Origin of the sequence: Desulfovibrio aminophilus DSM 12254 (genome assembly GCF_000422565.1) — a bacterium.
Lineage (GTDB): Bacteria > Desulfobacterota > Desulfovibrionia > Desulfovibrionales > Desulfovibrionaceae > Aminidesulfovibrio > Aminidesulfovibrio aminophilus.
The window spans coordinates 336,219-357,936 of sequence record NZ_KE383875.1 but is presented as its reverse complement, the minus strand read 5'-3'; the positions used below and the strand labels follow the sequence as shown (position 1 = coordinate 357,936).

At 67.9% G+C, this 21,718-nt stretch carries 18 protein-coding genes; 5 read left to right on the top strand and 13 right to left on the bottom strand.

Annotated elements, in window-relative coordinates:
• Positions 1-61: 61 nt before the first annotated feature.
• The 5 genes from H587_RS0114175 to glnH all read right to left on the bottom strand — a co-directional run bounded on the left by H587_RS0114175 (position 62) and on the right by glnH (position 5,014).
• Entirely contained in the window at positions 62-1,282 is a 1,221-nt protein-coding gene (locus H587_RS0114175; protein WP_027176811.1) for an aromatic amino acid transport family protein, read from the bottom strand.
• Positions 1,283-1,291: 9 nt separating this feature from the next.
• Complete coding sequence (locus H587_RS0114170) at positions 1,292-2,623, bottom strand: L-serine ammonia-lyase, iron-sulfur-dependent, subunit alpha (RefSeq protein ID WP_027176810.1); 1,332 nt, start codon at positions 2,621-2,623, stop codon at positions 1,292-1,294.
• 164 nt (positions 2,624-2,787) lie between these two features.
• Entirely contained in the window at positions 2,788-3,516 is a 729-nt protein-coding gene (locus tag H587_RS0114165) for an amino acid ABC transporter ATP-binding protein (RefSeq protein ID WP_027176809.1), read from the bottom strand.
• A gap of 10 nt (positions 3,517-3,526) precedes the next feature.
• On the bottom strand, positions 3,527-4,192 hold the full coding sequence (locus H587_RS0114160) for an amino acid ABC transporter permease (protein ID WP_027176808.1): 666 nt from the start codon (positions 4,190-4,192) through the stop codon (positions 3,527-3,529).
• Positions 4,193-4,267: 75 nt separating this feature from the next.
• Entirely contained in the window at positions 4,268-5,014 is a 747-nt protein-coding gene (glnH, locus tag H587_RS0114155) for a glutamine ABC transporter substrate-binding protein GlnH (protein WP_027176807.1), read from the bottom strand.
• Positions 5,015-5,295: 281 nt separating this feature from the next.
• On the opposite strand from glnH, the gene H587_RS0114150 reads away from it, so the two are divergent.
• Genes H587_RS0114150 through H587_RS0114135 form a run of 4 tightly spaced genes read left to right on the top strand, consistent with a single transcriptional unit; the run spans position 5,296 to position 9,921 of the window.
• Positions 5,296-6,390 (top strand): BMP family ABC transporter substrate-binding protein, encoded by a 1,095-nt coding sequence (locus H587_RS0114150; protein WP_027176806.1) that lies wholly within the window; start codon positions 5,296-5,298, stop codon positions 6,388-6,390.
• A gap of 48 nt (positions 6,391-6,438) precedes the next feature.
• A complete protein-coding gene (locus H587_RS0114145; protein ID WP_051202902.1) occupies positions 6,439-7,926 on the top strand; it encodes an ABC transporter ATP-binding protein in 1,488 nt (495 codons plus the stop codon).
• A complete protein-coding gene (locus H587_RS0114140; RefSeq protein WP_027176804.1) occupies positions 7,923-9,002 on the top strand; it encodes an ABC transporter permease in 1,080 nt (359 codons plus the stop codon). The genes H587_RS0114145 and H587_RS0114140 overlap by 4 nt, the downstream gene beginning before the upstream one ends.
• Complete coding sequence (locus H587_RS0114135) at positions 8,992-9,921, top strand: ABC transporter permease (protein ID WP_051202899.1); 930 nt, start codon at positions 8,992-8,994, stop codon at positions 9,919-9,921. Before H587_RS0114140 ends, H587_RS0114135 begins: the two co-directional genes overlap by 11 nt.
• 12 nt (positions 9,922-9,933) lie before the next feature.
• Here H587_RS0114135 and aspA read toward each other — a convergent pair whose 3' ends face one another.
• The 5 genes from aspA to H587_RS0114110 all read right to left on the bottom strand — a co-directional run bounded on the left by aspA (position 9,934) and on the right by H587_RS0114110 (position 15,878).
• On the bottom strand, positions 9,934-11,337 hold the full coding sequence (gene aspA / locus H587_RS0114130; protein ID WP_027176802.1) for an aspartate ammonia-lyase: 1,404 nt from the start codon (positions 11,335-11,337) through the stop codon (positions 9,934-9,936).
• A gap of 52 nt (positions 11,338-11,389) precedes the next feature.
• On the bottom strand, positions 11,390-12,274 hold the full coding sequence (locus H587_RS0114125; protein WP_027176801.1) for a proline iminopeptidase-family hydrolase: 885 nt from the start codon (positions 12,272-12,274) through the stop codon (positions 11,390-11,392).
• A gap of 135 nt (positions 12,275-12,409) precedes the next feature.
• Positions 12,410-14,539: a methyl-accepting chemotaxis protein gene (locus H587_RS19865; protein WP_051202897.1), complete on the bottom strand. Its 2,130-nt coding sequence runs from the start codon at positions 14,537-14,539 to the stop codon at positions 12,410-12,412.
• A 43-nt stretch (positions 14,540-14,582) separates the two neighbouring features.
• The gene (locus H587_RS0114115; protein ID WP_027176800.1) at positions 14,583-14,861 is read right to left on the bottom strand and encodes a hypothetical protein; all 279 of its coding nucleotides are present in this window, start codon (positions 14,859-14,861) and stop codon (positions 14,583-14,585) included.
• 15 nt (positions 14,862-14,876) lie between these two features.
• The gene (locus tag H587_RS0114110; RefSeq protein ID WP_027176799.1) at positions 14,877-15,878 is read right to left on the bottom strand and encodes a DMT family transporter; all 1,002 of its coding nucleotides are present in this window, start codon (positions 15,876-15,878) and stop codon (positions 14,877-14,879) included.
• A gap of 230 nt (positions 15,879-16,108) precedes the next feature.
• Between H587_RS0114110 and H587_RS0114105 the strand changes: the two genes are divergently transcribed.
• Positions 16,109-17,566 (top strand): sigma-54 interaction domain-containing protein, encoded by a 1,458-nt coding sequence (locus H587_RS0114105; protein ID WP_245560890.1) that lies wholly within the window; start codon positions 16,109-16,111, stop codon positions 17,564-17,566.
• Between the two features lie 7 nt (positions 17,567-17,573).
• On the opposite strand, the gene H587_RS0114100 is transcribed toward H587_RS0114105, so the two are convergent.
• The 3 genes from H587_RS0114100 to H587_RS0114090 form a co-directional block, all read right to left on the bottom strand.
• A complete protein-coding gene (locus tag H587_RS0114100; RefSeq protein WP_027176797.1) occupies positions 17,574-18,443 on the bottom strand; it encodes a YitT family protein in 870 nt (289 codons plus the stop codon).
• A 110-nt stretch (positions 18,444-18,553) separates the two neighbouring features.
• Positions 18,554-19,132, bottom strand: coding sequence for a hypothetical protein (locus H587_RS0114095; protein ID WP_027176796.1), 579 nt, complete (start codon positions 19,130-19,132; stop codon positions 18,554-18,556).
• Positions 19,133-19,183: 51 nt separating this feature from the next.
• Positions 19,184-21,082 (bottom strand): alkaline phosphatase family protein, encoded by a 1,899-nt coding sequence (locus H587_RS0114090; RefSeq protein ID WP_027176795.1) that lies wholly within the window; start codon positions 21,080-21,082, stop codon positions 19,184-19,186.
• Positions 21,083-21,718: the final 636 nt, after the last annotated feature.

The window sequence follows — 21,718 nt, the reverse complement described above, 5'->3', positions numbered from 1 at the left end:
GAAGAAAGGCCCCGGGATCCGCCGTCGTGGGGTTCCGGGGCCTTTTCGCGTCGTATGGGGGTCAGTTCACGAACTGGGTCCAGTACTCCACGTCCGGGTGGATGTTGGTCAGGCCCAGTTCCTGGCCTAATTCGAACACGAGCACCGCGCCGAACAGAACCAGCAGGGCCACGGCCAGAATCCGCTTGGGGCCCGTGGCCTGGCGCAGCAGGAGAAAGCCCGGCAACACGCCGAAGAGCAGGCAGATGCCCACCCCGCCCACCAGGTTCATGGCCGTCAGGAAGATTCCCGGATAGAAGATCGAAACCAGGAGCGGAGGCAGGAAGGCCAGGGCCCAGATGAGGATCTTGCTGCGTGTGCGCAGATAGGTGCTGGTCAGGTCCAGAAGGAAGTCCTGGAGTGCTGTGCCGTTGGCCAGGAAGGCCGCGCTCATGGACAGGATGGCGAAGATCAGCCCGATGTTCGTGAAGAGCTTGGAGTCGAGCAGCAGGGACAGGGGCACCGTGGCCGGAAGGTTGGCCTTGTAGGCCCAGAGCAGGGAAATGCTCTCCGGGCCCTGCATGGGCAGGGAGCAGAACACGGCTCCGGTCCAGGCCAGGTTCATGGCCAGGCCGATGAGCGAGCCGTAGAGGACGGCTCTCCGGACGGCCGCGCGGTCGCCCATCTCCCGGCAGAGCGTCGGGATGAGGTTGTGGAACAGGAAGGCGGTCAGGGCCACGGGCATGGCCGCGGGCAGGAACCCCCAGCGCATGGGCAAGGCCCGGGCCGGCTCCACGTGGCCCAGGGTCATGGCCACCATGGCCGAGAAGGTCAGGCCCATGCAGACCAGGATGACCGTGTTGCAGCGCCGCAAAAGGCTCATGCCGAAGCCGGTGAGTCCGGCCACGATGACGAAGTAGGCCAGGGTGGCCACGGGCTTGGACACGGGCAGAATGAACAGGTTGGTGAGGATGGTGGTGGTGCCCGTGAGGTAGGCCGTGAGCACGCCGTAGAACACGACGAGGTCCGCCGCCACGGCCAGCCACTTGGCCGCCGGGCCCATCTTGGCGCCGAAGAAGGAAGGCAGTCCGCCGGAGTCGCCCTGGACGAGATCGTCCTGGCCGACCAGGATCCAGGCGCTGGCCAGCATGATGGCCCAGACCAGGACGATGCCAGCGGCCGCCGGGATCATGCCCGCCGGGCCCAGGTTCACGGGCAGGGCCAGGATTCCCGCACCCAGGAGATTGCCCGTGACGAGCAGGGACATGGTCGGCACGGAGGCCTTGCCGGTGGTCGCGGCCATGTGGCGCTCCTAGAGTTTCTTGTTGAGCATGATGTCCAGGATCACAGGGTCCAGTCCGGCCAGGCCCTTGCGGGCCACCAGCCCCAGGTTGCGCATGGTCTGCTCGGCGCTCGGGTCCACCACGCCGTCGGTGCCCCGGACGATGCAGCCGCCCAGGGCCAGGAGCCCGCTCTTCACGGCCGAGGCGACCATCTCCCCGACCTTCAGGGCGCAGCCGGTCTTGGCTCCGTCGCAGGCCACCGGGCAGGAGCAGGCGATGTGGTTCTTCACCGCTCCGCCGATCTTCTCCACCGTGCCGCCGAAGAGGTAGGCCGTGGCCGCGGCCACGCCCGCGCCTCCGGCCACGCCGCTGCCGCAGAGCGCGGAGAGCCGCCCGACGCCGATCTTGATGGAGCAGGTCACGAGATAGCTGAGCATGACCGCCCGGGGCATGAGATCCTTGTCCTCCACGGCCGCGAATTCGGCGGCCGAGGCCACGGGGATGCCCGAGGCGATGCACTGGTTGCCCGATCCCGCCAGAGTCATGGCCGGCAGGGGCACGCCGCCCATGCGCGAGTCGATGCCCGAGGCGGTGCGGATGCCGGCCCAGACGCAGACGTCCTTCTTGAGCAGGCCCTGGCGCAGGAGCCCGAGCTGGGCGCGGCCCACGCCGATGCCCGGCCCGTGGGCCAGGCCGTATTCCACCAGGGCCTCGTTCAGGGCCAGGCCCTCGCGGATGTAATTCAGGTCCGTGGCGTCCATGCCGTCCACCAGGTCCACGAGGTCGTCCAGAGTCAGGCCCAGGAGCCATTGCTCCAGGCCCTCCAGCCCCCCGTCGGACGCGCCGCCGCCGTCGCAGGCGTCGCCGCCCAGCTCCTTGCCGTCCAGGGTGCGGGCCACCACCCGGTCGTGGCGTCCGGCCACCGTGGCTGTGGCTTCATGGCCGTCGGAGGTCAGCGTGACCTTGACGAACAGGCCCTGGACATCCGGGGCGATGCCCGCCTGAACCTTGCCCGCGCGGAGCAGGGCCTTGGCCCGCTCCAGACCCTCGGAGGCCACGGAGGCGAAGACCTGGAGTTTTTTCGCCGGGTCGCCGGCCGCCGCGCCCATGGCCGCCGCCAGGGCGACCCCGGACTCGGAGCCCGAGTTGGGCACGATGACGCCCATGGCGTTCTTGTAGATGTTCGGGTCGGTCTCCACCCGCACGGACTCGATGGCCGAGCCCGGGGGGAGCAGGGCGGCGGCGGTGGCGGCGCAGAGTCCGATGGCCGCCGGTTCGGTGCAGCCCAGCCCGGGATCGGTCTCCAGCCGCAGGAGCTGGCGGGCGTTGCCGTGGAGGATGTCCTTGAGGCTGAATCCCATGTTGGCCTCGCTTGCCAAAGGTGTGGGCCCGTCCGCGTCGCGCCGGGCCTCTGATGGTAAGGCACTCTATCTACAGGGGAATGCGGGCGCAAGCGGGAAGTCGGGCCCGGGGCGGAAAAGGCGCGGGGGATAAAGAAAAGGCCCGGCGTGGCCGGGCCCCGATGTCAGTGCGGGATGACCTTGCCCAGGAAGTCCCGCAGGCGGGGGTTCTTCGGGCTGGCGAAGAACTCCTTGGCCGGGCCTTCTTCCTGGATGCGGCCCTCGTCGATGAACAGCACGCGGTCGGCCACCTCGCGGGCGAAGCCCATCTCGTGGGTCACGACCACCATGGTCATGCCCTCGCGGGCCAGCTGCTTCATGACCTCCAGCACCTCGCCCACCAGTTCGGGGTCCAGGGCCGAGGTGGGTTCGTCGAAAAGGATGACCTTGGGTCGCAGGGAGAGCGCCCGGGCGATGGCCACGCGCTGCTTCTGGCCGCCGGAGAGCTGGTCCGGGTAGGTCTGGGCCTTGCCGGCCAGGCCGACCTTGCCCAGCAGGTCCAGGGCCAGATCCTCGGCCTTGGCGCGGGCCATGCCGCGCACCTTGATGGGGCCGATGGTCACGTTGTCCAGCACGCTCATGTGCGGGAAGAGGTTGAACTGCTGGAAGACCATGACCGCCTCGCTGCGGACCATGTTGATGTCCGTGGCCGGGGCCATGATGTCGTGGCCGTCCACCACGATGTTCCCGCTGGAGGGTTCCTCCAGGCGGTTGATGCAGCGCAGGGCGGTGGACTTGCCCGAACCCGAGGGGCCGATGATGCAGACCACCTCGCCGGGCCGGACGTGCAGGTTGATGCCCTTGAGGACTTCCAGGTCGCCGAAGCGCTTGTGCAGGTTGGTGATGCGTATCATGCGATGATCCTTACTGGCGGATGCGCAGGCGGCGCTCCAGCCGCTTCAGAGCCTCGGCGATGCTCAGGGTCATGACGAGGTAGACCAGGGCCACGGCCAGATAGACCTCGAAGGCCCGGAAGTTCACGGCCACGATCTCCTGGCCGGTGCGCAGCAGTTCGCCGACGCCGATGACCATGAGCAGGGAGGTGTCCTTGAGGCTGATGATGAACTGGTTGCCCAGGGGCGGGATCATGCGCCGGAAGGCCTGGGGCCAGATGATGTAGCGCATGGTCTGGAAGCCGGTGAGGCCGATGGAGCGTCCGGCCTCGGTCTGGCCCGAATGGATGGACTGGATGGCTCCGCGCACGATCTCCGCGATGTAGGCCCCGGAGTTGACGGCGATGACGAGGCCGCCCGCCAGCAGGGGGTGGATGCGGATGCCCAGGGCCATGGGCACGCCGTAATACAGGAACATGGCCTGCACGAGCATGGGCGTGCCCCGGATGGTCTCGATGTAGGCTCCGGCCAGCTTGCGGGGCCAGGGGGAGCGGGCCAGTTTCATGAGCCCGAAGAGGGCTCCCAGGAGGAAGCCGAAGCTCAGGCCGCCCACCGTGATGAGCACGGTGAACTTCAGCCCGCGCATGAGCATGGGAAAAGTCTCGATGACCACGCTTGGTTCAAACTGAAAGGCCATGGGAACCTCGTCTCAAGGCGGGACCGAGGCCCGGACGCCTAGGCGTCCGGGCCTCGGTCGTGAAAGGCGTTGGGGTTACTTCGGCTCCGTGCCGAACCACTTCATATACAGGGTGCGGTAGGCGCCGCTGTCCTTGAGGGCCTTCAGGGCCGCGTCGGCCTTGGCCTTCAGGCCGCTGCCCTTGGGGAAGGCGATGCCGTAGGACTGGCCCTGGTACAGGGGGCCGACGACCTTGACCTGGCCCTTGCCCGCGGTGCGCATGAAGTCGGAGACCACCGGGGAGTCGAAGACCACGGCGTCGGCGCCGCCGGAGAGCAGCTCCATGAACATGGCGTCGTTGTTCGGGAAGAGCTTCACGTCCTTGGCTCCGGCCTCCTTCTTCACGAAGTCCTCGCTGGTGGTGCCGAGCTTCGTGGAGACGACCTTGCCGGCCAGGCTCTTCACGTCCGTGATGTCCTTGTTGTCGCTCTTGACCAGGATGAGCAGGCCCGCGTTGTAGTAGGGGTCGGAGAAGTCCACGACCTTGGCGCGCTCGGGCTTGATGGTCATGCCCGCGATGCCCACGTCGATCTGGCCGGACTGGAGGCCGGGAATGATGCCGTTGAAGTCCATGGGCTGGAGGTCGTACTCCGCGCCGATCTTCTTGGCGATGGCGTCCCACAGCTCCACGTCGAAGCCGGTGTGCTTGCCGGAGGCCGGATCCTTGAATTCGAAGGGCGGGAAGTTGGTGTCCGTGGCCACGATGAGTTTCTTGGCCGAGGCTGCTCCCGCGAAGGAGACCAGCAGAGCGGCGGCGAGGAACAGGGAAAGAATGCGTTTCATGGTGCTCTCCAGGGTTCGGGTTGCTGGGATATTCCACGCCCCTCGCTGAGGGGCGGAACGGCCTGCCCGTATTTCGCTGCGCGGGCAGTATGTCGCAGGACGGTTCAAGTAGCAAGAAAACGATCGGGAATCACTCCCCCTGGATTCCGCTCCCTCGATCGGTTCCACCGCGCATCCCGCCGGGATGCCAGGGCTTTGCGGGCCGGGGAAATATCGGGTATGTCCGCAGATGGAGCGGCGCGGCCGGATGCGCCCGCACGGACAAACAAGGAGCGAGGGAGATGAAGAGAATCCTCATGGCGGCGCTGGCCGTCGCGCTGGTGCTGCTGGCCGCCTCGGCCGCGTTCGCGGGAAACAAGGTCCGGGTGGCCTTCGTGCTGCTGGAGACGATCAACGACCAGGGCTGGACCGCCAGCCATTACGCGGGCATCGAACAGCTCAAGAAGGAGCTGGGCGACAAGGTGGAGGTGTCCTACACCGAGAACGTCATGAGCCCGGCCGACTCCGAGCGGGTCATCCGCTCCTACGCCCAGCAGGGCTGCGACATCGTCTTCGGCACCACCTTCACGCACATGGACGCCATGTACAAGGTGGCCGGGGAGTTCCCCAAGGTGAAGTTCATGCACTGCGCGGGCTACAAGACCCGGCCGAACATGGGCACCTACATGATCCGCATCGAGCAGACCGAGTATCTGGCGGGCTACCTGGCCGGACTCATGGGCTACAAGAACGTGGGCACCGTGGCCACCCAGCCCATCCCCGAAGTGGTGCGCGGGATCAACGCCTTCACCCTGGGCCTGCTGCGCGGCCTGGGCGAGGCCAAGGCCACCCACGACCCGGCCAAGGTGAACACCGTGGTCTGGCTCAAGGCCTGGCGCGATCCGGTCAACGAAACCACCCTGGCCGAAACCCTGGCGGGCCGGGGCCACGACCTCATCCGCCAGATGGCCGACACGCCCGACAGCGCCAAGGCCGCCTGCGCCAAGGGCGTGGCCGCCGTCGGCTACTGCGACGACGTGGCCCGTTACGGCGCGGACTGCGCGCTGGTCTCCACGGTCTTCCACTGGGGCCGGGTCTATGTGGACCAGGTCCGCAAGGTTCTGGACGGAACCTGGAAGCCGGTGGAGTACTTCGGCGGCATGGAGGACGGGGTCGTCGGGCTTTCGCCCTTGGGCAAGGCCGTGCCCCAGGCCGTGCGCGACAAGGTCCAGGCCGTGGCGGCCCGGATGGAGAAGGGCCAGGACGAGTCCTTCGCCGGTCCCATCCTGGACCAGTCCGGCAAGGAACGCATCGCCGCGGGCCAGAAGGCCTCGGACAAGGATCTGCTGACCATGCAGTGGTTCGTCAAGGGCGTCGGCGGCAAGCTGCCGAACTAGCGTTCCGACGCGCAACCGGGGGACCGGCTTCCGGTCCCCTTTTTCGCCATGCCGCATGACACGCCGCTCCTCGCCTGCCGGGGCCTGACCAAGCGCTTCGGGCCGTTCACGGCCAACGACGCCGTGGACCTGGACCTGTACGCGGGCCGGGTCCACGCCCTGCTGGGCGAGAACGGGGCGGGCAAGAGCACGCTCATGGGCATGCTGGCCGGGAGCCGCCGCCCGGACGCCGGGACCATCCTCCTGCGCGGGGTCCCGGTGCGCCTGGACTCCCCGGCCCGCTCCCTGCGCCTGGGCATCGGCATGGTCCACCAGCGCTTCATGCTCGTGGGCCCCCTGAGCGTGGTCGAGAACCTTTCCCTGGCCCTGGGCCGCCTGCTCGGCCCCGGCGAGGTCCGGGATCTGGGCGAGCGCTTCGGCATCCCCGTGGAGCCGGAGCGGCGCATCGACGACCTGTCCATGGGCGAGCGCCAGCGGGTGGAGATTCTCAAACTCCTGGCCCGCGATGCGGGCGTGCTCATTCTCGACGAGCCCACCTCGGTGCTGGCCCCGGAGGAAATCCGTGAACTCTACGCCCTGCTGCGCCGTCTGGCCGCCGATGGCCGGGCCGTGGTCTTCGTGAGCCACAAGCTGGAGGAGATCGGCCTGGCCGCCGACGAGGTTTCCATACTCCGGCGCGGTCGGGTGGTGGCCCGCAACCTGGGCCCGGCCTCGGAGCTGGACCCCGCCGAACTGGCCCGGCTCATGATGGGCGGGGAGAGCGGGACGCCTCCGGCCCGGCTCCGGCGCGCGGCGGGCGAAACGGTCTTTTCCGCGCGGGGCCTGGGCGGCTCGGACGCCCAGGGGCTGCCCGCCTTCTCCGGTGTCGACATCGAGGCCCGACAGGGGGAGATCGTGGCGGTCACGGCCGTGGCCGGCAACGGCCTGGAGGCCCTGGCCCAGGCTCTGGGCGGGGTGCGGCCGCCTGTGTCCGGCCGGATCGTTTTTCTGGGCCGGGACATGGACGCGCGTCGCTGGCCGCCGGAACGCGAGCGGGTGGCCTTCGTGCCCGAGGACCGGCACGGTCAGGCCACGGTCCCGGACCTGACCCTGCGCGAGAATTTCCTGCTCACCACGCCCGGCGGCCGGAGCCTGTTCCCGGACTTCGCCGGGGCCGACCGGCTCGTGCGTCGGGCCATCGAGGAGTTCCGCATCGCGGCCTCCGGTCCCGGAGCCCTGGCCCGCGAACTGTCCGGCGGCAATCTGCAGAAGTTCATCCTGGCGCGAGAACTCCACAAGGAAGCTCCGTTGCTGGTGGTGGAGCAGCCCACCCAGGGCCTGGACGTGTCCGCCGTGGCCGAAGTGCGCGCCGCCCTGGCGCGCGCGGCCGACGACGCGGCCGTGATCCTGCTCACCGGCGACCCCGAGGAGGCCCTGGCCCTGGCCTCGCGGGTGATGGTCCTCTATCGCGGGCGTCCGGCGGGCTGGGTCGATTCCGGCGCGCCGGGGGCCCTGGACGTCCTGGGGCGGCTCATGTCCGGTCTGGAGGCCGCGTGATCCGTTTGGAAAAGCGTCACGGCCCGCCGCCCCTGGGCGGGCTCCCGGCCACGGGAGCGGCCCTGGTCCTGGCCCTGGTCCTCGGCGCGGCGGCCTTCGCCGCGCTCGGAGCCGACCCCCTGGCGGCCTACGCGGCCATGATCCGGGGCGCGCTCGGGTATCCCGGGGCCTTCACCGAGGTACTGCTCAAGGCCGCGCCCTTGACCCTCACCGGCCTGGCCGTGGCCCTGTGCTGCTCGCTCCAGGTCTGGAACATCGGAGCCGAGGGCCAGTTCGTGTTCGGCGCGGTCGGCGCGGGCCTGGTGGGGCTGCGGCTCTGGCCCGAGGCCGGTCCCTGGGCCCTGATCCCGGCCTGCCTCCTGGCCGGGGCCCTCCTGGGCGGGCTCTGGGCCGGGTTGGCCGCGCTGCTCAAGACCCGCTGCGGGGTCAACGAGATCCTCTCCACCCTGCTCCTGAACTACGTGGCCGTGATCTTCATGGAGCACCTCTATTTCGGCCCCTGGCGCGATCCGGCCGGGTTCGGCTTCCCGGGCACGGCCGAGCTGCCCGCCGCCTCCTTCCTGCCGGTCTGGCCCGGCACCCGCCTGCATCTGGGGCTGGCCCTGGCCCTGGCCTGCGCCGCGCTCCTCCTGTTCCTCCTCCGGCGCACGGGTTTCGGCTACCGGGCCCGGATCATCGGCCACAGCCCGTCCGCCGCGCGCTACGGCGGGTTCCGGGTGGAGCGGATCACGGTCCTGGCCCTCTGTCTTTCCGGGGCCCTGGCCGGGCTGGCCGGGGCCTGCGAGGTCCTGGGCATGCAGCACCGCCTCCAGGACGGCCTGGCCTCGGGCTACGGCTTCGACGGCATCATCGTGGCCTTCCTGGCCCGGCTGCACCCCCTGGCCGTGGTTCCGGCGGCCGTGTTCCTGGGCGCGGCGGAGGTCGGCGGGGACCAACTCCAGACCGCCCTGGGCCTGCCCGGGGCCGTGGTTGCGGTGATCGAGGCCGCGCTCCTCTTCGGCCTGCTTCTGGGCGAGTGGATTTCGGGCCGCCGCGTGGTCCTGGGCGGCGCGGACGGAGGCGGCCGTGGGCAATGACCTGATCCTGGTGGCCCAGATCGCGGTGAAGTCCTCCATCGCCGTGCTCCTGGCGGCCCTGGGCGAGGCGCTTTCCGAGCGCGGCGGGGTGCTCAACCTGGGCCTGGAGGGCATGATGCTGGCCGGGGCCCTGGCGGGATTCGCGGTGGGCGCGGCCACGGGCGATCCCCTGGCCGCCGTGGGCGCGGCCGCCCTGGCGGGCATGGCCCTGGCCTCGCTGCACGCCCTGTTCAGCGTGGGCTGCGGGGCGGACCAGGTGCTTTCCGGCCTGGCCGTGGGTCTGCTCGGCATAGGCGGCACGAGCTTCCTGGGCCGGGCCTGGATCGGCGGCCAGGGTCTGCGCCTGCCGTCGTACGACATGCCGCTGCTGGCGGACATCCCGGCGCTGGGCGACGTCCTGTTCCGCCAGCCGCCCCTGGCCTACGCGGCCTATGTCCTGCTGCCCCTGGTCTGCTGGTTCCTCGCGCGCACCCGCGCCGGTCTGGCCGTGCGGGCCTCGGGCGAGAACGCCCAGGCCGCGGACGCGGCGGGCGTGCCGGTGCGGCTGACGCGCAGCCTCTGCGTGCTCTTCGGCGGGTGTCTGGCCGGTCTGGCCGGGGCCTACCTCTCGCTCTGCTTCACCCCGGGCTGGAAGGACGGCATGAGCGCGGGCCAGGGCTACATCGCCATCGCCATGGTCGTCTTCGCCGGCTGGCGGCCCGGCCGGGTGGCCGTGGGCGCGCTCCTCTTCGGCGGGCTCTCGGCCCTCCAGTTCTACTTCCAGGCAGCGGGACTGGACGCGGTCCCGGTCTGGATCCTGCGCGTCCTGCCCTACGTCCTGACCCTGCTCGTGCTGGCGGCGTCCAACCGGCTGGAGCGTCTGCGGCGTCTCGGCAACGCCCCGGCCGACCTGGGCCGCCCGTTCAGCCGGGAAGGCTGAGCCCCGGCCTCGTCAGCTCCCGATGAAGCGTGGCCGCATCATGTTTTCGGGTGAAAGCACCTCGTCCATCTTTTCCTTGCTCAGCAGCTTGTATTTGAGGACCAGGTCGTAGACGGACGCGCCGGTCTCCAGCGCCTCCCTGGCCACGGCGGCGGACTTCTCGTAGCCGATGAGCGGGTTGAGGGCGGTGATGATGCCGATGCTGTTCTCGACCATCCGGCGGCAGTCGTCGCGGTTGGCGGTGATGCCGTCCACGCAGCGGTCGCGCAGCACGCGGCAGGCGCGGCGGAGCATGTCGATGCCCTGGAACAGGCAGTTGACGATGACCGGCTCCATGACGTTCAGCTCCAGCTGGCCGCCCTCGGCCGCCAGAGACACGGTCACGTCCTTGCCGATGATGTCGTAGGCCACCTGGTTGACCACTTCGGGAATCACGGGATTGACCTTGCCGGGCATGATCGAGGAACCGGGCTGCATCTTGGGCAGGTTGATCTCGTTCAGGCCCGCGCGAGGGCCGGAGGAGAGCAGCCGCAGGTCGTTGCAGATCTTGGAGAGCTTCACGGCCACGCGCTTGAGCACGCCGGAGACCTGCACGTAGGCCCCGGTGTCCCAGGTGGCCTCCACCAGGTTCGGCGAGGTGACGAAGGGCAGGCCGGTCTGCTCGCGCAGGGCCTCGGTGGCCAGGCGGGCGTAGCCCTCGGGGGAGTTGATCCCGGTGCCGATGGCCGTGGCCCCGAGGTTGATCTCCAGGACCAAGTCGCGGGCCTCGCGCACGCGGCAGATGTCCTCGCCCAGGGTCGTGGCGTAGGCCGAGAACTCCTGGCCCAGGGTCATGGGCACGGCGTCCTGAAGCTGGGTCCGGCCCATCTTGAGCACGTCGGCGAACTCCTCGCCCTTGTTGGCGAATCCCTCCTGCAGATGGGCCATGTCGCCCGTGAGCGCGGTCAGGTCGTTGTACAGGGCCAGACGGAAGGCCGTGGGATAGACGTCGTTGGTGGACTGGCAGCAGTTCACGTGGTTGTTCGGGTGGCAGTGCTCGTACTGGCCCTTCTCGCGCCCCAGGAGTTCCAGGGCGCGGTTGGCGATGACCTCGTTGGCGTTCATGTTCGTGGAGGTGCCCGCGCCGCCCTGGATGCAGTCCACGGGGAACTGGTCGTGGAGGCTGCCCGCGATGATTTCGTCGCAGGCGGAGCGGATGGCCCCGCCGATCTCGGCCGGGACCACGCCGAGTTGCATGTTGGCCGTGGCCGCGGCCTTCTTCACCTGGGCCAGGGCCGTGATCATCTCGGGCCAGTGGGAGATGGAGCGGCGGGAGATGTTGAAGTTCTCCACGGCGCGCAGGGTCTGGATGCCGTAATAGGCGCCGGAAGGAATCTCCCTCTCGCCGAGAAAGTCGTGTTCGGTGCGGGATTTCATGGGATCGGCTCCATGTGCTGAGTGTGTTCTCTTCTCGTCCGCGCGGTGCTGCTCAGGACCGCCTCACGGATTCGTCGGCCCGCCGCAGGAAATCGGCCACGGCGGCGAGAAAGGCTTCGGTCTGTTCCAGGTGGTGTTCGTGGGAGGCGTCCTCGAAGATCCGCAGCTCGGCTCCGGGAATGCTGGCTCGGTATTCCTCCGCGGTCTCCGGCCGCGCTTCGTCCAGGCGGCCGCAGGTGAACAGGACGGGGGCATCGATCGCCCCCAACTCCTCGGTTCGGCCGTGGTTCCTGAGCGTGCCCCGGGCGGTGAATTCGCTCGGTCCCCACATGTGTTCATAGATCGCCGGGTTCATTTTCTCCACGGCCCGATTCAAGCACTCGGGCCAGGGGTCCAGGCGGCAGACGTGTTTCCGGTAGTACTCCATGATGGCCGCCTGGTAGTCGGGCGCGGTGAAGTCGCCGGACGCCTCCGCCTTCAGAACCGCTTCGCGCACGGCCTCGGGCATGTGTTCGAGATGGACGCGCTGGTCTTCGGCGAAGCGCCGCGAGTCGAGGCAAGGGCCGCAGAGCACCAGGCTCGCCACCCCGGCGGGACGGCTTACCAACATGTATTCCACGGCCAGCATGCAGCCCCAGGACTGGCCGAGGAGGTGCACCCGCTCCAGGCCGAGCTCACGGCGCACGGCCGCGAGTTCTTCCACGAAGCGGGGCAGGGTGTAAAGGGAAAGGTCGCCCGGCCGGTCAGATTCGCCGCAGCCGAGCTGGTCGTAGAAGACCACGGGCCGCTCGTCGGCCAGAGCCTCCAGCGGCTCCAGATAGTCATGCGGGATGCCGGGGCCGCCGTGCAGCGCCAGCAGCGGAACGCCGATCGCGTCCTGGCCGATGATCCGGTAGAAAACCCTGCCGCCGGGAGCCGGGATGAAACCCTCTCGCATGTCGTCACCTCCGTGCTTTCACCACACGGGAGCGAGGATAGTCCACGAAAATCCCGGGGCCAAGGCCTTTTCGGAGGAGTGAGCGACCTTTGTCCCGTGCGGTCGGCGAACCCCAGGCCGCCGGCCGACCGCCGATCACCCCTGCTCGTTCAGTTCCCGGATGAGATCCTTGAGGTTGCCGGTGAGCGTGGAGAGCTGGGCTGTGGCCTGCTCGGAACGGGTCATGCCGTCGGAGGTCTCGCGCGTGATCTGTCCCACTTCCTCCACGGCCTGATGGATGCGTTCGGTGGCCACCGACTGTTGTTCGGCCGCCGCGGCGATGCCCTGGACCTGGTTGGCGCTGTCCAGGGCCAGGGCGGCGATGCGATCCAGGGCCCGGCCCGAGTCCCGGCTCAGGGCGGCGGCCTGGGCCACGGTGGCCGCGGTGGTCTCCACGCTGGCGATGTTGCTGCTGGTGGCCTCGCGGATGGCGCTGATCTTCTCGCCCACCTCCCCGGTGGCCCGCATGGTCATCTCGGCCAGCTTGCGCACCTCGTCGGCCACCACCGCGAAGCCTCGCCCGGCCTCGCCCGCGCGGGCGGCCTCGATGGCCGCGTTCAGGGCCAGCAGGTTGGTCTGGTCCGCGATGTCGTTGATGACGCCGATCACGCCGCCCACGGCCTGGGCCTGTTCCCCGAGGGCGGCGGTGTCCGCGCGCAGCTTGGCCGTGGCCTGTTCGGTTCGGCCGATGATCTCGATGGCCTGACAGACGATGTCCGCGCCCTCGTGGGCCTCGGATTTGGCGTTTTCCGCGCTGCTGGAGGCCCGGGAGGCGTTCTTGGCCACCTCCAGCACGGCCGCGTTCATCTGCTGCATGGCCGTGGCGATCTCCTCCATGCGCCCCTTCTGCACCTCGGCCCCCCGGGCGGTCAGGTCCACCCGGCCCGAGAGGTCGGCCACGGCCACGGAAACACGCCCGGCGATGTCTTCGACCCCGCCCGCGGCTTCGCGCATGGTGGCGATGAGCGCGGCCACCCTGGCTTCGCCCGCCTTGGCCTGCGCCAATGCCGCGCGGGCGTTTTCGGCCTCGCGGTCGGCCTGGCCGCTCTTGGCCTGGATGTCCGACAGGTTGCGTTTGAGTGTGGCGACCATCTCACGCAAGGCCTCGGCCAAATGGCCGATCTCGTCCCGGCGCACGATCGCCAGTTCCCGGTCCAGGTTCCCGGCGGCGACGGCCCTGGCGAAGGCGACGCCCTCCACCAGCGGCAGGGTAACGGCGCGGGTCATGAGCACGGCCGCGGCGACTCCTATGAGCAGAGCCGCGCCAAGGCCGATCAGAAGGCCGGTCCTGGACCGGGAAAGTTCGTTCATGGTGGATTGGGCGGAGGTCTTGGAGCTGGACAGGCCGGAGCGTACGGTTTCGCCGGCGAGGGATTCGAGATGTTCGGCCGTGACGCCCAGGGCCGTTCCGGCCGCGCCGATGGCGCGTACGCCTTCAAGCACGGCTTCCTGGCTGGCTTGGTATTGCTCCAAGGCCGTACGCATGGGCTCCAGGAGCTTGATCTCCTCGGCCTTGAAGGCCGACTGGCGCAGCGTCCGCACCCGCTGGGCCGCGTCGGTGTGCAGATCCCCGGCGCTCTGAACCAGGGAGGCGTCGCGCAGGGCCTGGGCCCGCCAGTTGGTTTCCCGGATGCGGGCCGCCAGTCCCATGACCTCCGTGGCCAGGGCGATCTTGGCTCGACGGCCGGAAAGCTCCGCGGGGTCGGCGTGGGCCTCGATGCCCTCCTCCAGGCGGGCATGCTCCAGTTCCAGGAAACTCGTGAGTCCCTCGTCGAAGACCTCGGCCCACTTGAAGAGTTCCTCGCGTTGACTCTTGACCGTCTCGCTGACGCTGCGCACCTCCCCGATGCGGCTACGGTATTCGGCGGCGGCCTGACGCATGGGATCGAGGCTCTGGCGCAACATCTGAAGTTCGGGCGCGCGCTTGCCCAGCTCTTCGGCCTCGCCGAGCAGCCGATCCACCTCGTCCATGGCTTCGGCGGCGTCCTGGAGGCAGGCCGCGTCCTGGGAGAGGGTGAAGGCCCGCATGTCGCCCGCGGCGTCGCCCACGGCCCGGCGCAAGGAGGTCACCAACTCCACCTCGGGCATGTATTCCTGGATGAGGGTCGAGGACTGGCGGGCGACGGAGGACATGCTCCAGAAGGACAGTCCGCCGATGCCCAGGCAGAGCAATAGCAGGACGCCGAACCCCAATCCTATCCTCGTGCCGAGTTTCATGCCGTCCATGTCCGCTCCCGCTTGCGTGTGGGTTGTCCGCCCGGAGGCGAGGTCATGTTCGGGTCAGGCGCGCCATCAGCTTCCGCCCGGTTTCGCTGATGCGGTAGCTGTAGGCCAGATCCCCGGCGGAATCCCGGGAGGTCTCCGCGATTTCGACGATGCCCACGGCCTTGAGGGCCTGGAGATGTTCCTCCAGGTTCCGGCGCGTGAACTGCTTTTCGCCGCCGTAGAGCGGCTCCAGGCTGCGCATGAGTTCATCGACCCGACCGGCACGGCCTTCGGCCAGCAGTCGCGCCACCATGAAACGCAACGGGGGGTGCATGCCGAACATCGTCGTTTCCTCGGCTCAGGCCGTCTTGCGCAGGCTGGTCATCTCGCGCGGGTTGCCGACCACCAGGACCATGCCGCAGAGGATGACCAGCGCCCCGGCCACCAGGTTGGCGGTGATCTCCGTGTCCGTGAACAGGGCGCTGAAGAGGATGCCCCAGAGGGCGTAGGTCACGTTGCAGGCCATGGCCCGGCTCACGCCGGTCATGTTCATGCCCCGGTACCAGCAGAGATAGGAGCAGGCCCCCAATCCGGCGGCCAGGCGGAGCAGGAGCGCGGCCTCGGAGAAAACGGCCTGCCCCAGCATGGACCAGCCCCCGGCCAGGGGCAGGACCACGAGGAGGTAAGTGCAGCCGCTGATCAGCTGGCGGATGTTCAGGGCCACGGCCGGGTCCAGCAGATCCATGCCGCTGGTGGAGAGCACGCCCTCCGCGCCCCAGCCCAGGGTGGCCAGGGCGGCGATGCCGATGCCCAGGAAGAACATCGGGCCGGGCGCGGACTCGGGCGGAGCCCAGCCGATGACGGCCACGCCGCAGACGCAGAGGGCCAGGCCGAACCATGCCCTGGCCACGATCTTCTCCTTGAGGAAGATCATGGCCAGGGCGGCCGCCACGGCGGGGTACAAGGAGGTGATCGGCAAGACGTAGGCCGGTCCGGCCAGATTCAGTCCGATGAGATAGGATCCCATGCCGACGGGGCCGCCGAACAGGGCTCCCAGGCAGACCATCAGGCCCGGCCGGGTGAACAGGCTGCGCCCGATCTCGCGCAGGCGGCCGGTCCGCCAGTTGTAGAGGAGGTTCCAGAATCCGGAGATCACGTCGTGCATGCCCGCCAGGGTCAGCGGAGCCAAGAGCCAGAGCGGCGACCCGGCGAAGGGCTGGCGGTTCAGGGCCAGCCCGAGGATCACGCCGTTGGCGCCCCAGAGGGCGCCGGAGAGCAGGGCCCAGAGCAGGCCTTTCCTGGCGAATGTCAGGTCGCGCCGGGCGACCAGGGCGGTTGCGGAAAGAGAGGCTTCGGACATCCGGGGGCTCCTTGGTGACGTTGGGCGGGGTAAGCAGTTTTGGTGCCAGGAGCTTGTACCCTTGTGGAACAAGGGTTCCCGGGCGGCGACAGCGGATATCGACCTGGCGGCGCGGCCGGGCGGCATGACTGTTTTGTCGTTGCAATGAAAGAAGTGAAGGGTTACAGGGAGTTCAGACAACGACATTTTTGCCGCCAAAAGCGACATGTTTTGGCGAAGAGGATAAGCCCGTGCCGCGACATTATGACGAATTGGTCCGCGAAAACGAATCCCTGCGTGAACAGGCGGACGAGAGCGAGGACATCCGCCGCCGGCTCCGCAAGAGCGAGGACAAGATCGCGCGGCTCATGGACAGCCTGCCGGGCATGGCCTACCGCTGCACCATCGGCGAGGGGTACACGTATTCGCTGGAGTTCGTCAGCCGGGGCAGCATCGACCTGCTGGGCTACACCCCCGACGATCTGGTGCGCGGCCGCAAGAACACCATTGAGCGCATGACCCATCCGGACGACCTGGAGCGCATGCGCCGGGACGTGCTGCGCGGTGTTCTCGAGCGCACGCCCTACAAGACCATGTACCGGGTGACCATGTCCTCGGGCGAGGTCAAGTGGATCTGGGACCAGGGCGAGGCCGTCTACGACGAGCAGGGAGTCGCCGTGGGCCTGGAAGGCATCATCATGGACGTCAGCGCCCAGAAGATGCAGGAGCTGCGGCTCCAGGAGGAGAACGAGCGGTTGCGCTCCTCGGTCAAGGGCAGCTGCGGCCTGGGCGAGATCGTGGGCAAGAGCGAGGCCATGAACAACGTCTACACGCTCATCCTCAAGGCCGCGCAGAGCGACACGAGCGTGATCATCCTGGGCGAGACCGGCACGGGCAAGGATCTCGTGGCCCGGACCATCCACGAATTGAGCGGGCGGCCGGGCAAGTATGTGCCGGTGAACTGCGGGGCCATTCCGGAGCAGCTCCTGGAGAGCGAGTTTTTCGGGCACAAGAAGGGCGCCTTCTCCGGCGCGGTGGACACCCGCCAGGGCTATCTGGCGGCGGCCGACGGCGGCACGCTCTTCCTGGACGAACTCGGGGAGCTGAGCCTGGGGCTCCAGGTCAAGCTTCTGCGGGCCATCGAGACCAAACAGTATATCCCCGTGGGCGAGACCGTGCCCCGCCGTTCCGACTTTCGGCTCGTCTCGGCCACCAACCGCGACCTCAAGGAGATGGTCCAGCAAAAGACCATGCGCGCGGACTTCTTCTACCGCGTGCACGTGCTGGCCATCCACCTGCCGCCCGTGCGCGCGCGCAAGGAGGACATCCCGTTGCTGATCGACAGCATCCTCTCGCGCAAGACCGGCGTGGAGAACAGCGCGGCCATGCTTCCGCCGGGCCTGCGCATCGCCCTGGAGAACTACGACTGGCCGGGCAACATCCGGGAGATGCAGAACCTCCTGGACCGCTACGTGACCTTCGGGGAGATCGACTTCCTGGAGTTGAGCGGCAAGGCCCCGGAGGTGCCCCTGGAGGCCGATCTGCGGGAAGCGGGCGCCCTGACCTTCGACGAGGCCGTGGCGCGCTACGAGAAGGCGCTCCTGCTCAAGGCCTTGGAGCGGAACCGCTGGCGCAAGGCCGAGACGGCCCAGGCCCTTGGGCTGAACCTGCGCACCATGCAGCGCAAGATCCGCCAATACGGCATCTGATTCCGGCTCAGAGGGGCTTGCGGCCGCCGAAGGCCCCGCCGAGCACGTTGAAGGTGTTCTCGACCACGAACAGGGCCTTGGGGTCGATGCTGAAGACGAGATCCTCGAGCCGCTTCACGTGCATGTTGTCGGTGATGGAGAAGAGCAGCTCCACGTCCGAGCCGCTGAATCCCCCCTGCCCCTTGAGCATGGTGGAGCCCAGGTTGGTCTCGCCGGCCAGGGCCTTGGCGATGCGCCCGGACTCCGGCGAGATGATCCAGACCGCCTTGCGCTGGTTGAAGAGCGAGAGCACGTACTCCGTGACCAGGGAGCTGACGAACTGGAGCACGATGGAGGCCACCACCAGATCGGCCTCCAGCCGGACCGCCGCGGCCAGCATGAGCGCGGAGTTGACCAGGAAATAGAAGACGCCGATACGCAGGCCGTAGCGCCGGTTGAGCATCACGGCCAGGACGTCCAGTCCGCCCCCGGCCCCGCTGGAGCGCAGGATCACGCCGCTGCCCGCGCCCATGACCGCCCCGGCGGCGATGGCCGCGTGCAGCCGGTCGTGGATGCCCAGGTCCACGGGCAGGTAGGCCGTGAGTAGGGCGATGACGGCCATGCAGTAGAGGTTGAGCAGGAAGAAGCGGGTGCTGACCCCGCCCAGGGCGTAGATGAAGACCGGGATGTTCAGCAGGGTGTACCAGAAGGCCGTGGATTGCAGCCCGGTCCAGTCCTGGATCAGGGCGCCCAGGCCGTAGAGCCCGCCGGGGATGAACTGCTGGGAGGCGGCGATGCCGTTGTAGCCGAGGACGTAGAGCAGGGCCCCGGCGGTAAGCAGGAAAAGGTTGGCGGCCAGCGAGTTGCGCGGGACGCGGCGGATCAGTTCGGCGACCATGGATGCCCTTGTGTTTTGTCGGTTCCTGAAACGGAAAAGGGATGGGCGCGCACAGGGCTCGCCCATCCCGGCGGAGGACCGTCGACCTCCTCACTCATGGTGACAGCATATCACGCGCAGTCGTGTTTGTCCCAGGGTTCGCGATTGTCGCGCTGGAGCGCGGTTTCCATGCGGGCCAGGGCTTCCTTGAGCTTGATGAATTCGTTCAGCTTGAGGTTGGTTTCCTTGAGCACCTGGTAGAGCACCGCGCCGGTGGTGTCGTCGGGAATGGGCAGGTCGGCGATGTGGGCCAGGGTGGGCACCACGTCGCGGGCGAAGGCCTGACGATCGGTGGAGCCGGTCTTGGTGTTCACGCCGAGCCCCTGGAAGGCCAGCAGGTTCGATCCGGCCAGAACCACCAGGGTACGGCGGTCGGCGGCCTCCAGGGCCTTGGCCAGGGCCGCGTCCAGGGCGGCGGCGTCGGGTGCGCCGAGTTTGACCACGCAGAGGGCCGCGCCGGCCTCCAGGGTCTGGGCGATGCCTTCCGGGGCCACGGCGGCGGCGCCGGCCACGCGCAAGGCCTCGGCGGCCACGTCCCCGGCCGTGTAGTTGTTCACGAGCACGGCCTTCTTCTTGAACTTCTTCGCGGCGTCGCCGCCGTCCAGGCTGACCTCTCCGGCCAGCAGCAGGATCACTTTCTTTTCAGCCATCGCGGATCTCCTTTCGCGCTCCCCGGGGCTCGGCCCCGGGGAACTGGTTGTTCAATCCTTGGTCCCGTTCAGGTCGGGGTTTTCCATGATTTGGTAGATGGGGCCGCCCTCGGCGTCGGCCGGGATGGGATTGCCGGTCATGTAGCAGAGGGTGGGCACGATGTCGGCCAGCCAACGGGGCCGCTCGTAACGGAAGTTGCGTTTGACGTTCGGGCCCTTGAAGATGAGCACGTTCTTCAGTTCGCCGCAGCCGGACACGCCCGTGGGCAGGCCGTAGCCATGCTCGGCCATGTATTCGGGCTTGAGGGCGTAGACCACGTCGCCGGCCTGGGCCCCGCCCATGCCGAAGACCTTGGCGTCCTCCTTGCGCACGGCCAGGAGCACCGGCCGCTTGCCGGTCTGGGGGTGCTTGTAGTCCAGCAGGGCGTCGATGATCGCGTCGCGGACCTCTTCGTAATCCTCGGGCTTGACGATGCCGCCGGGATACTTGCCCTCCTGGTTCACGTAGACGAACATGTAGCGCTGGGGCACGGCCTTGGACTTGGTCACGTCCAGGATGTAGTTGTAGCCCTCGGACTCCTCGTATATCTCCCAGTAGTTTTCCGAGGCTTTGGGCTCGTAGTGGCACAGCCCGGCGGCCTTGAGGGCCTCGGCGGTGTTGAAGATCGGGCCCATGGGCGTGGCGCCGTGGTCCGAGCAGAGACAGACCAGGGCGTCGTCGCCCAGGGCCTTGAGCAGGTTGCCCAGCAGCCGGTCCTCGATCTGGTAGATGCGGCGCTCCATGTCCAGGGCCCGTTCGCGGCGGACCGCGTCCTCGCTGTCCATGTCCGAGAGCCAGCCGTGGTAGAACCAGTCCACCAGGTGGGTGTGCATGTAGAAGAGATCCCAGTCCGGGTTGGCCTTGAGCGTGGACGTGGCCGCGGCCGTGAGCCAGTCGGAGTGGAACTGGGCCAGCTCGACCACGGTGTCCATGTCGATGACGCCGTGGATGAAGGCCACCAGGCCCATGTCGTTGCAGATGACCTGGTCGGAGATGGCCAGCTTGTCGGCCGCCTCGGCCGGGGCGGTGAAGCCGCTGAAGCCGGAGATGCCGGTGATGTAGAGCCGGAAGCTCTCGGCGTCGTCGGAAAGCTCCATGAGCTTGCAGCGGAAAGTGCCCTTCTCGGTGCGGCCGTCGGCGGCGATGGTGAAGTCGTGGGTCACCACGTCACTCCACTGGCCGGCGCCGATGGTGAAGAAGGCCTTGGAGAAGTCGCGCTCGGGACAGAGGGCGAAGCGGTCGTAGCCGTCGTCGCCGCCTTCCCAGGTTAGGGCGTACCAGGTCTGGCCCTTGAGGGGCTCCATGGACTCCTTGAAGGTCATGGGAATGACCGCCTCCAGGGGCTCCTCGGCCCCGGCGGGCAGATTGGCCCAGCCCTTGGCGTCGTCGAAGCGGGCCTGGACGCCCATGGGGTAGAAATCCGAGGAGATCACGCTTTCGGAGGCCAGGTACTCCTTGTGGCCGTTGCCGAGCTGCTGCCAGCGGGTTTCGGCCGGGGAGAGGCCCTCGCCCATGACCATGACGCCGTTTCTCATCTTGCTCGGCCAGGACATGGGATAGTTGACCACGATGCACTTCCTGCCCCTCTTGTCCCAGGCGTCCCAGATGGTCTCGGCGGTGAGGATCTCGGAGCCGAAGGCCTGGCAGGTCTTCTTGTGTTCCAGGCTCTCGCCCTCGAGGTAGTAATAGTAGTCCTCCACGCCGTGAGTCCGGGGATAGGCGCCGGTGCAGATGGTGGCCCAGGACGGCGGGGTCACGGTGGGCAGGTTGTAGCCCTCGGTCATGTAGCTGCCGTCCTCGATGAACTTCTTGAAGTTGGGCAGGGCTCCTTCGGCCACCAGGGCCTGCAACCGTTTCGGTATGGCGCAGTCGAATCCTATGACGGCCGCCTTTTTCGCCATTGTCTTCATGGTATGATCTCTTCCTTGCTTCTGTTGTTGTCCGCGTCGATTGTCCAACCCGCGGGGCGGGCCCGGAACCGTTCGAGCCGATGACACTTTTTTCTCCGAACGCGCCGCGTAGCGACGATGATGAAAGGGGCGGCCTGATCCGAAACAATGACGGCGCCCGGAGTTTCCCGGCCTATCCAAAAAGCGGGCCAATCCGTCGGCAGCCGGAACTCAAGGAAAGCATAGGGGATAATGGACGAAATCCAGATGCGGCGACACCGTGCCATGACATATGTGTCGTCATTTCCAAGAGTGATCCTGGCAACATGTCGGTTTTATGATTATTTTGTGCTCATGCCAGGTGTGACGCCTTTGGTGTCATAAATGTCGTATTTTCCCCGCCGCAGGCGACGGATGGGGCGCTTGTCCCGTTTTGAACCTGCCGGGCATGGGCGGCACATGCCGTCGGCCGCTGTCGCCTATTGCGATCCATGATGATTAAAATCAGTATATTAAAACCTCGACGCCGCGAAATCCCCGAGCCCACGGCCTTTCAAACAAGAAATGTGCGAATTGGAACAAACGTCGTTTCGTCTGAAAGAGGACCGGGTGATGCGCCGGGAAGCAAGGCCGCGCATAATTCCGTACTAAATCAGT

Bases quoted from the DNA above. Each gene is read 5' to 3' on its own strand.
- H587_RS0114175 (WP_027176811.1), bottom strand. From the start codon at position 1,282: ATGGCCGCGACCACCGGCAAGGCCTCCGTGCCGACCATGTCCCTGCTC.
- H587_RS0114170 (WP_027176810.1), bottom strand. From the start codon at position 2,623: ATGGGATTCAGCCTCAAGGACATCCTCCACGGCAACGCCCGCCAGCTC.
- H587_RS0114165 (WP_027176809.1), bottom strand. From the start codon at position 3,516: ATGATACGCATCACCAACCTGCACAAGCGCTTCGGCGACCTGGAAGTC.
- H587_RS0114160 (WP_027176808.1), bottom strand. From the start codon at position 4,192: ATGGCCTTTCAGTTTGAACCAAGCGTGGTCATCGAGACTTTTCCCATG.
- glnH (WP_027176807.1), bottom strand. From the start codon at position 5,014: ATGAAACGCATTCTTTCCCTGTTCCTCGCCGCCGCTCTGCTGGTCTCC.
- H587_RS0114150 (WP_027176806.1), top strand. From the start codon at position 5,296: ATGAAGAGAATCCTCATGGCGGCGCTGGCCGTCGCGCTGGTGCTGCTG.
- H587_RS0114145 (WP_051202902.1), top strand. From the start codon at position 6,439: ATGCCGCATGACACGCCGCTCCTCGCCTGCCGGGGCCTGACCAAGCGC.
- aspA (WP_027176802.1), bottom strand. From the start codon at position 11,337: ATGAAATCCCGCACCGAACACGACTTTCTCGGCGAGAGGGAGATTCCT.
- H587_RS0114125 (WP_027176801.1), bottom strand. From the start codon at position 12,274: ATGCGAGAGGGTTTCATCCCGGCTCCCGGCGGCAGGGTTTTCTACCGG.
- H587_RS19865 (WP_051202897.1), bottom strand. From the start codon at position 14,539: ATGGACGGCATGAAACTCGGCACGAGGATAGGATTGGGGTTCGGCGTC.
- H587_RS0114115 (WP_027176800.1), bottom strand. From the start codon at position 14,861: ATGTTCGGCATGCACCCCCCGTTGCGTTTCATGGTGGCGCGACTGCTG.
- H587_RS0114110 (WP_027176799.1), bottom strand. From the start codon at position 15,878: ATGTCCGAAGCCTCTCTTTCCGCAACCGCCCTGGTCGCCCGGCGCGAC.
- H587_RS0114100 (WP_027176797.1), bottom strand. From the start codon at position 18,443: ATGGTCGCCGAACTGATCCGCCGCGTCCCGCGCAACTCGCTGGCCGCC.
- H587_RS0114095 (WP_027176796.1), bottom strand. From the start codon at position 19,132: ATGGCTGAAAAGAAAGTGATCCTGCTGCTGGCCGGAGAGGTCAGCCTG.
- H587_RS0114090 (WP_027176795.1), bottom strand. From the start codon at position 21,082: ATGAAGACAATGGCGAAAAAGGCGGCCGTCATAGGATTCGACTGCGCC.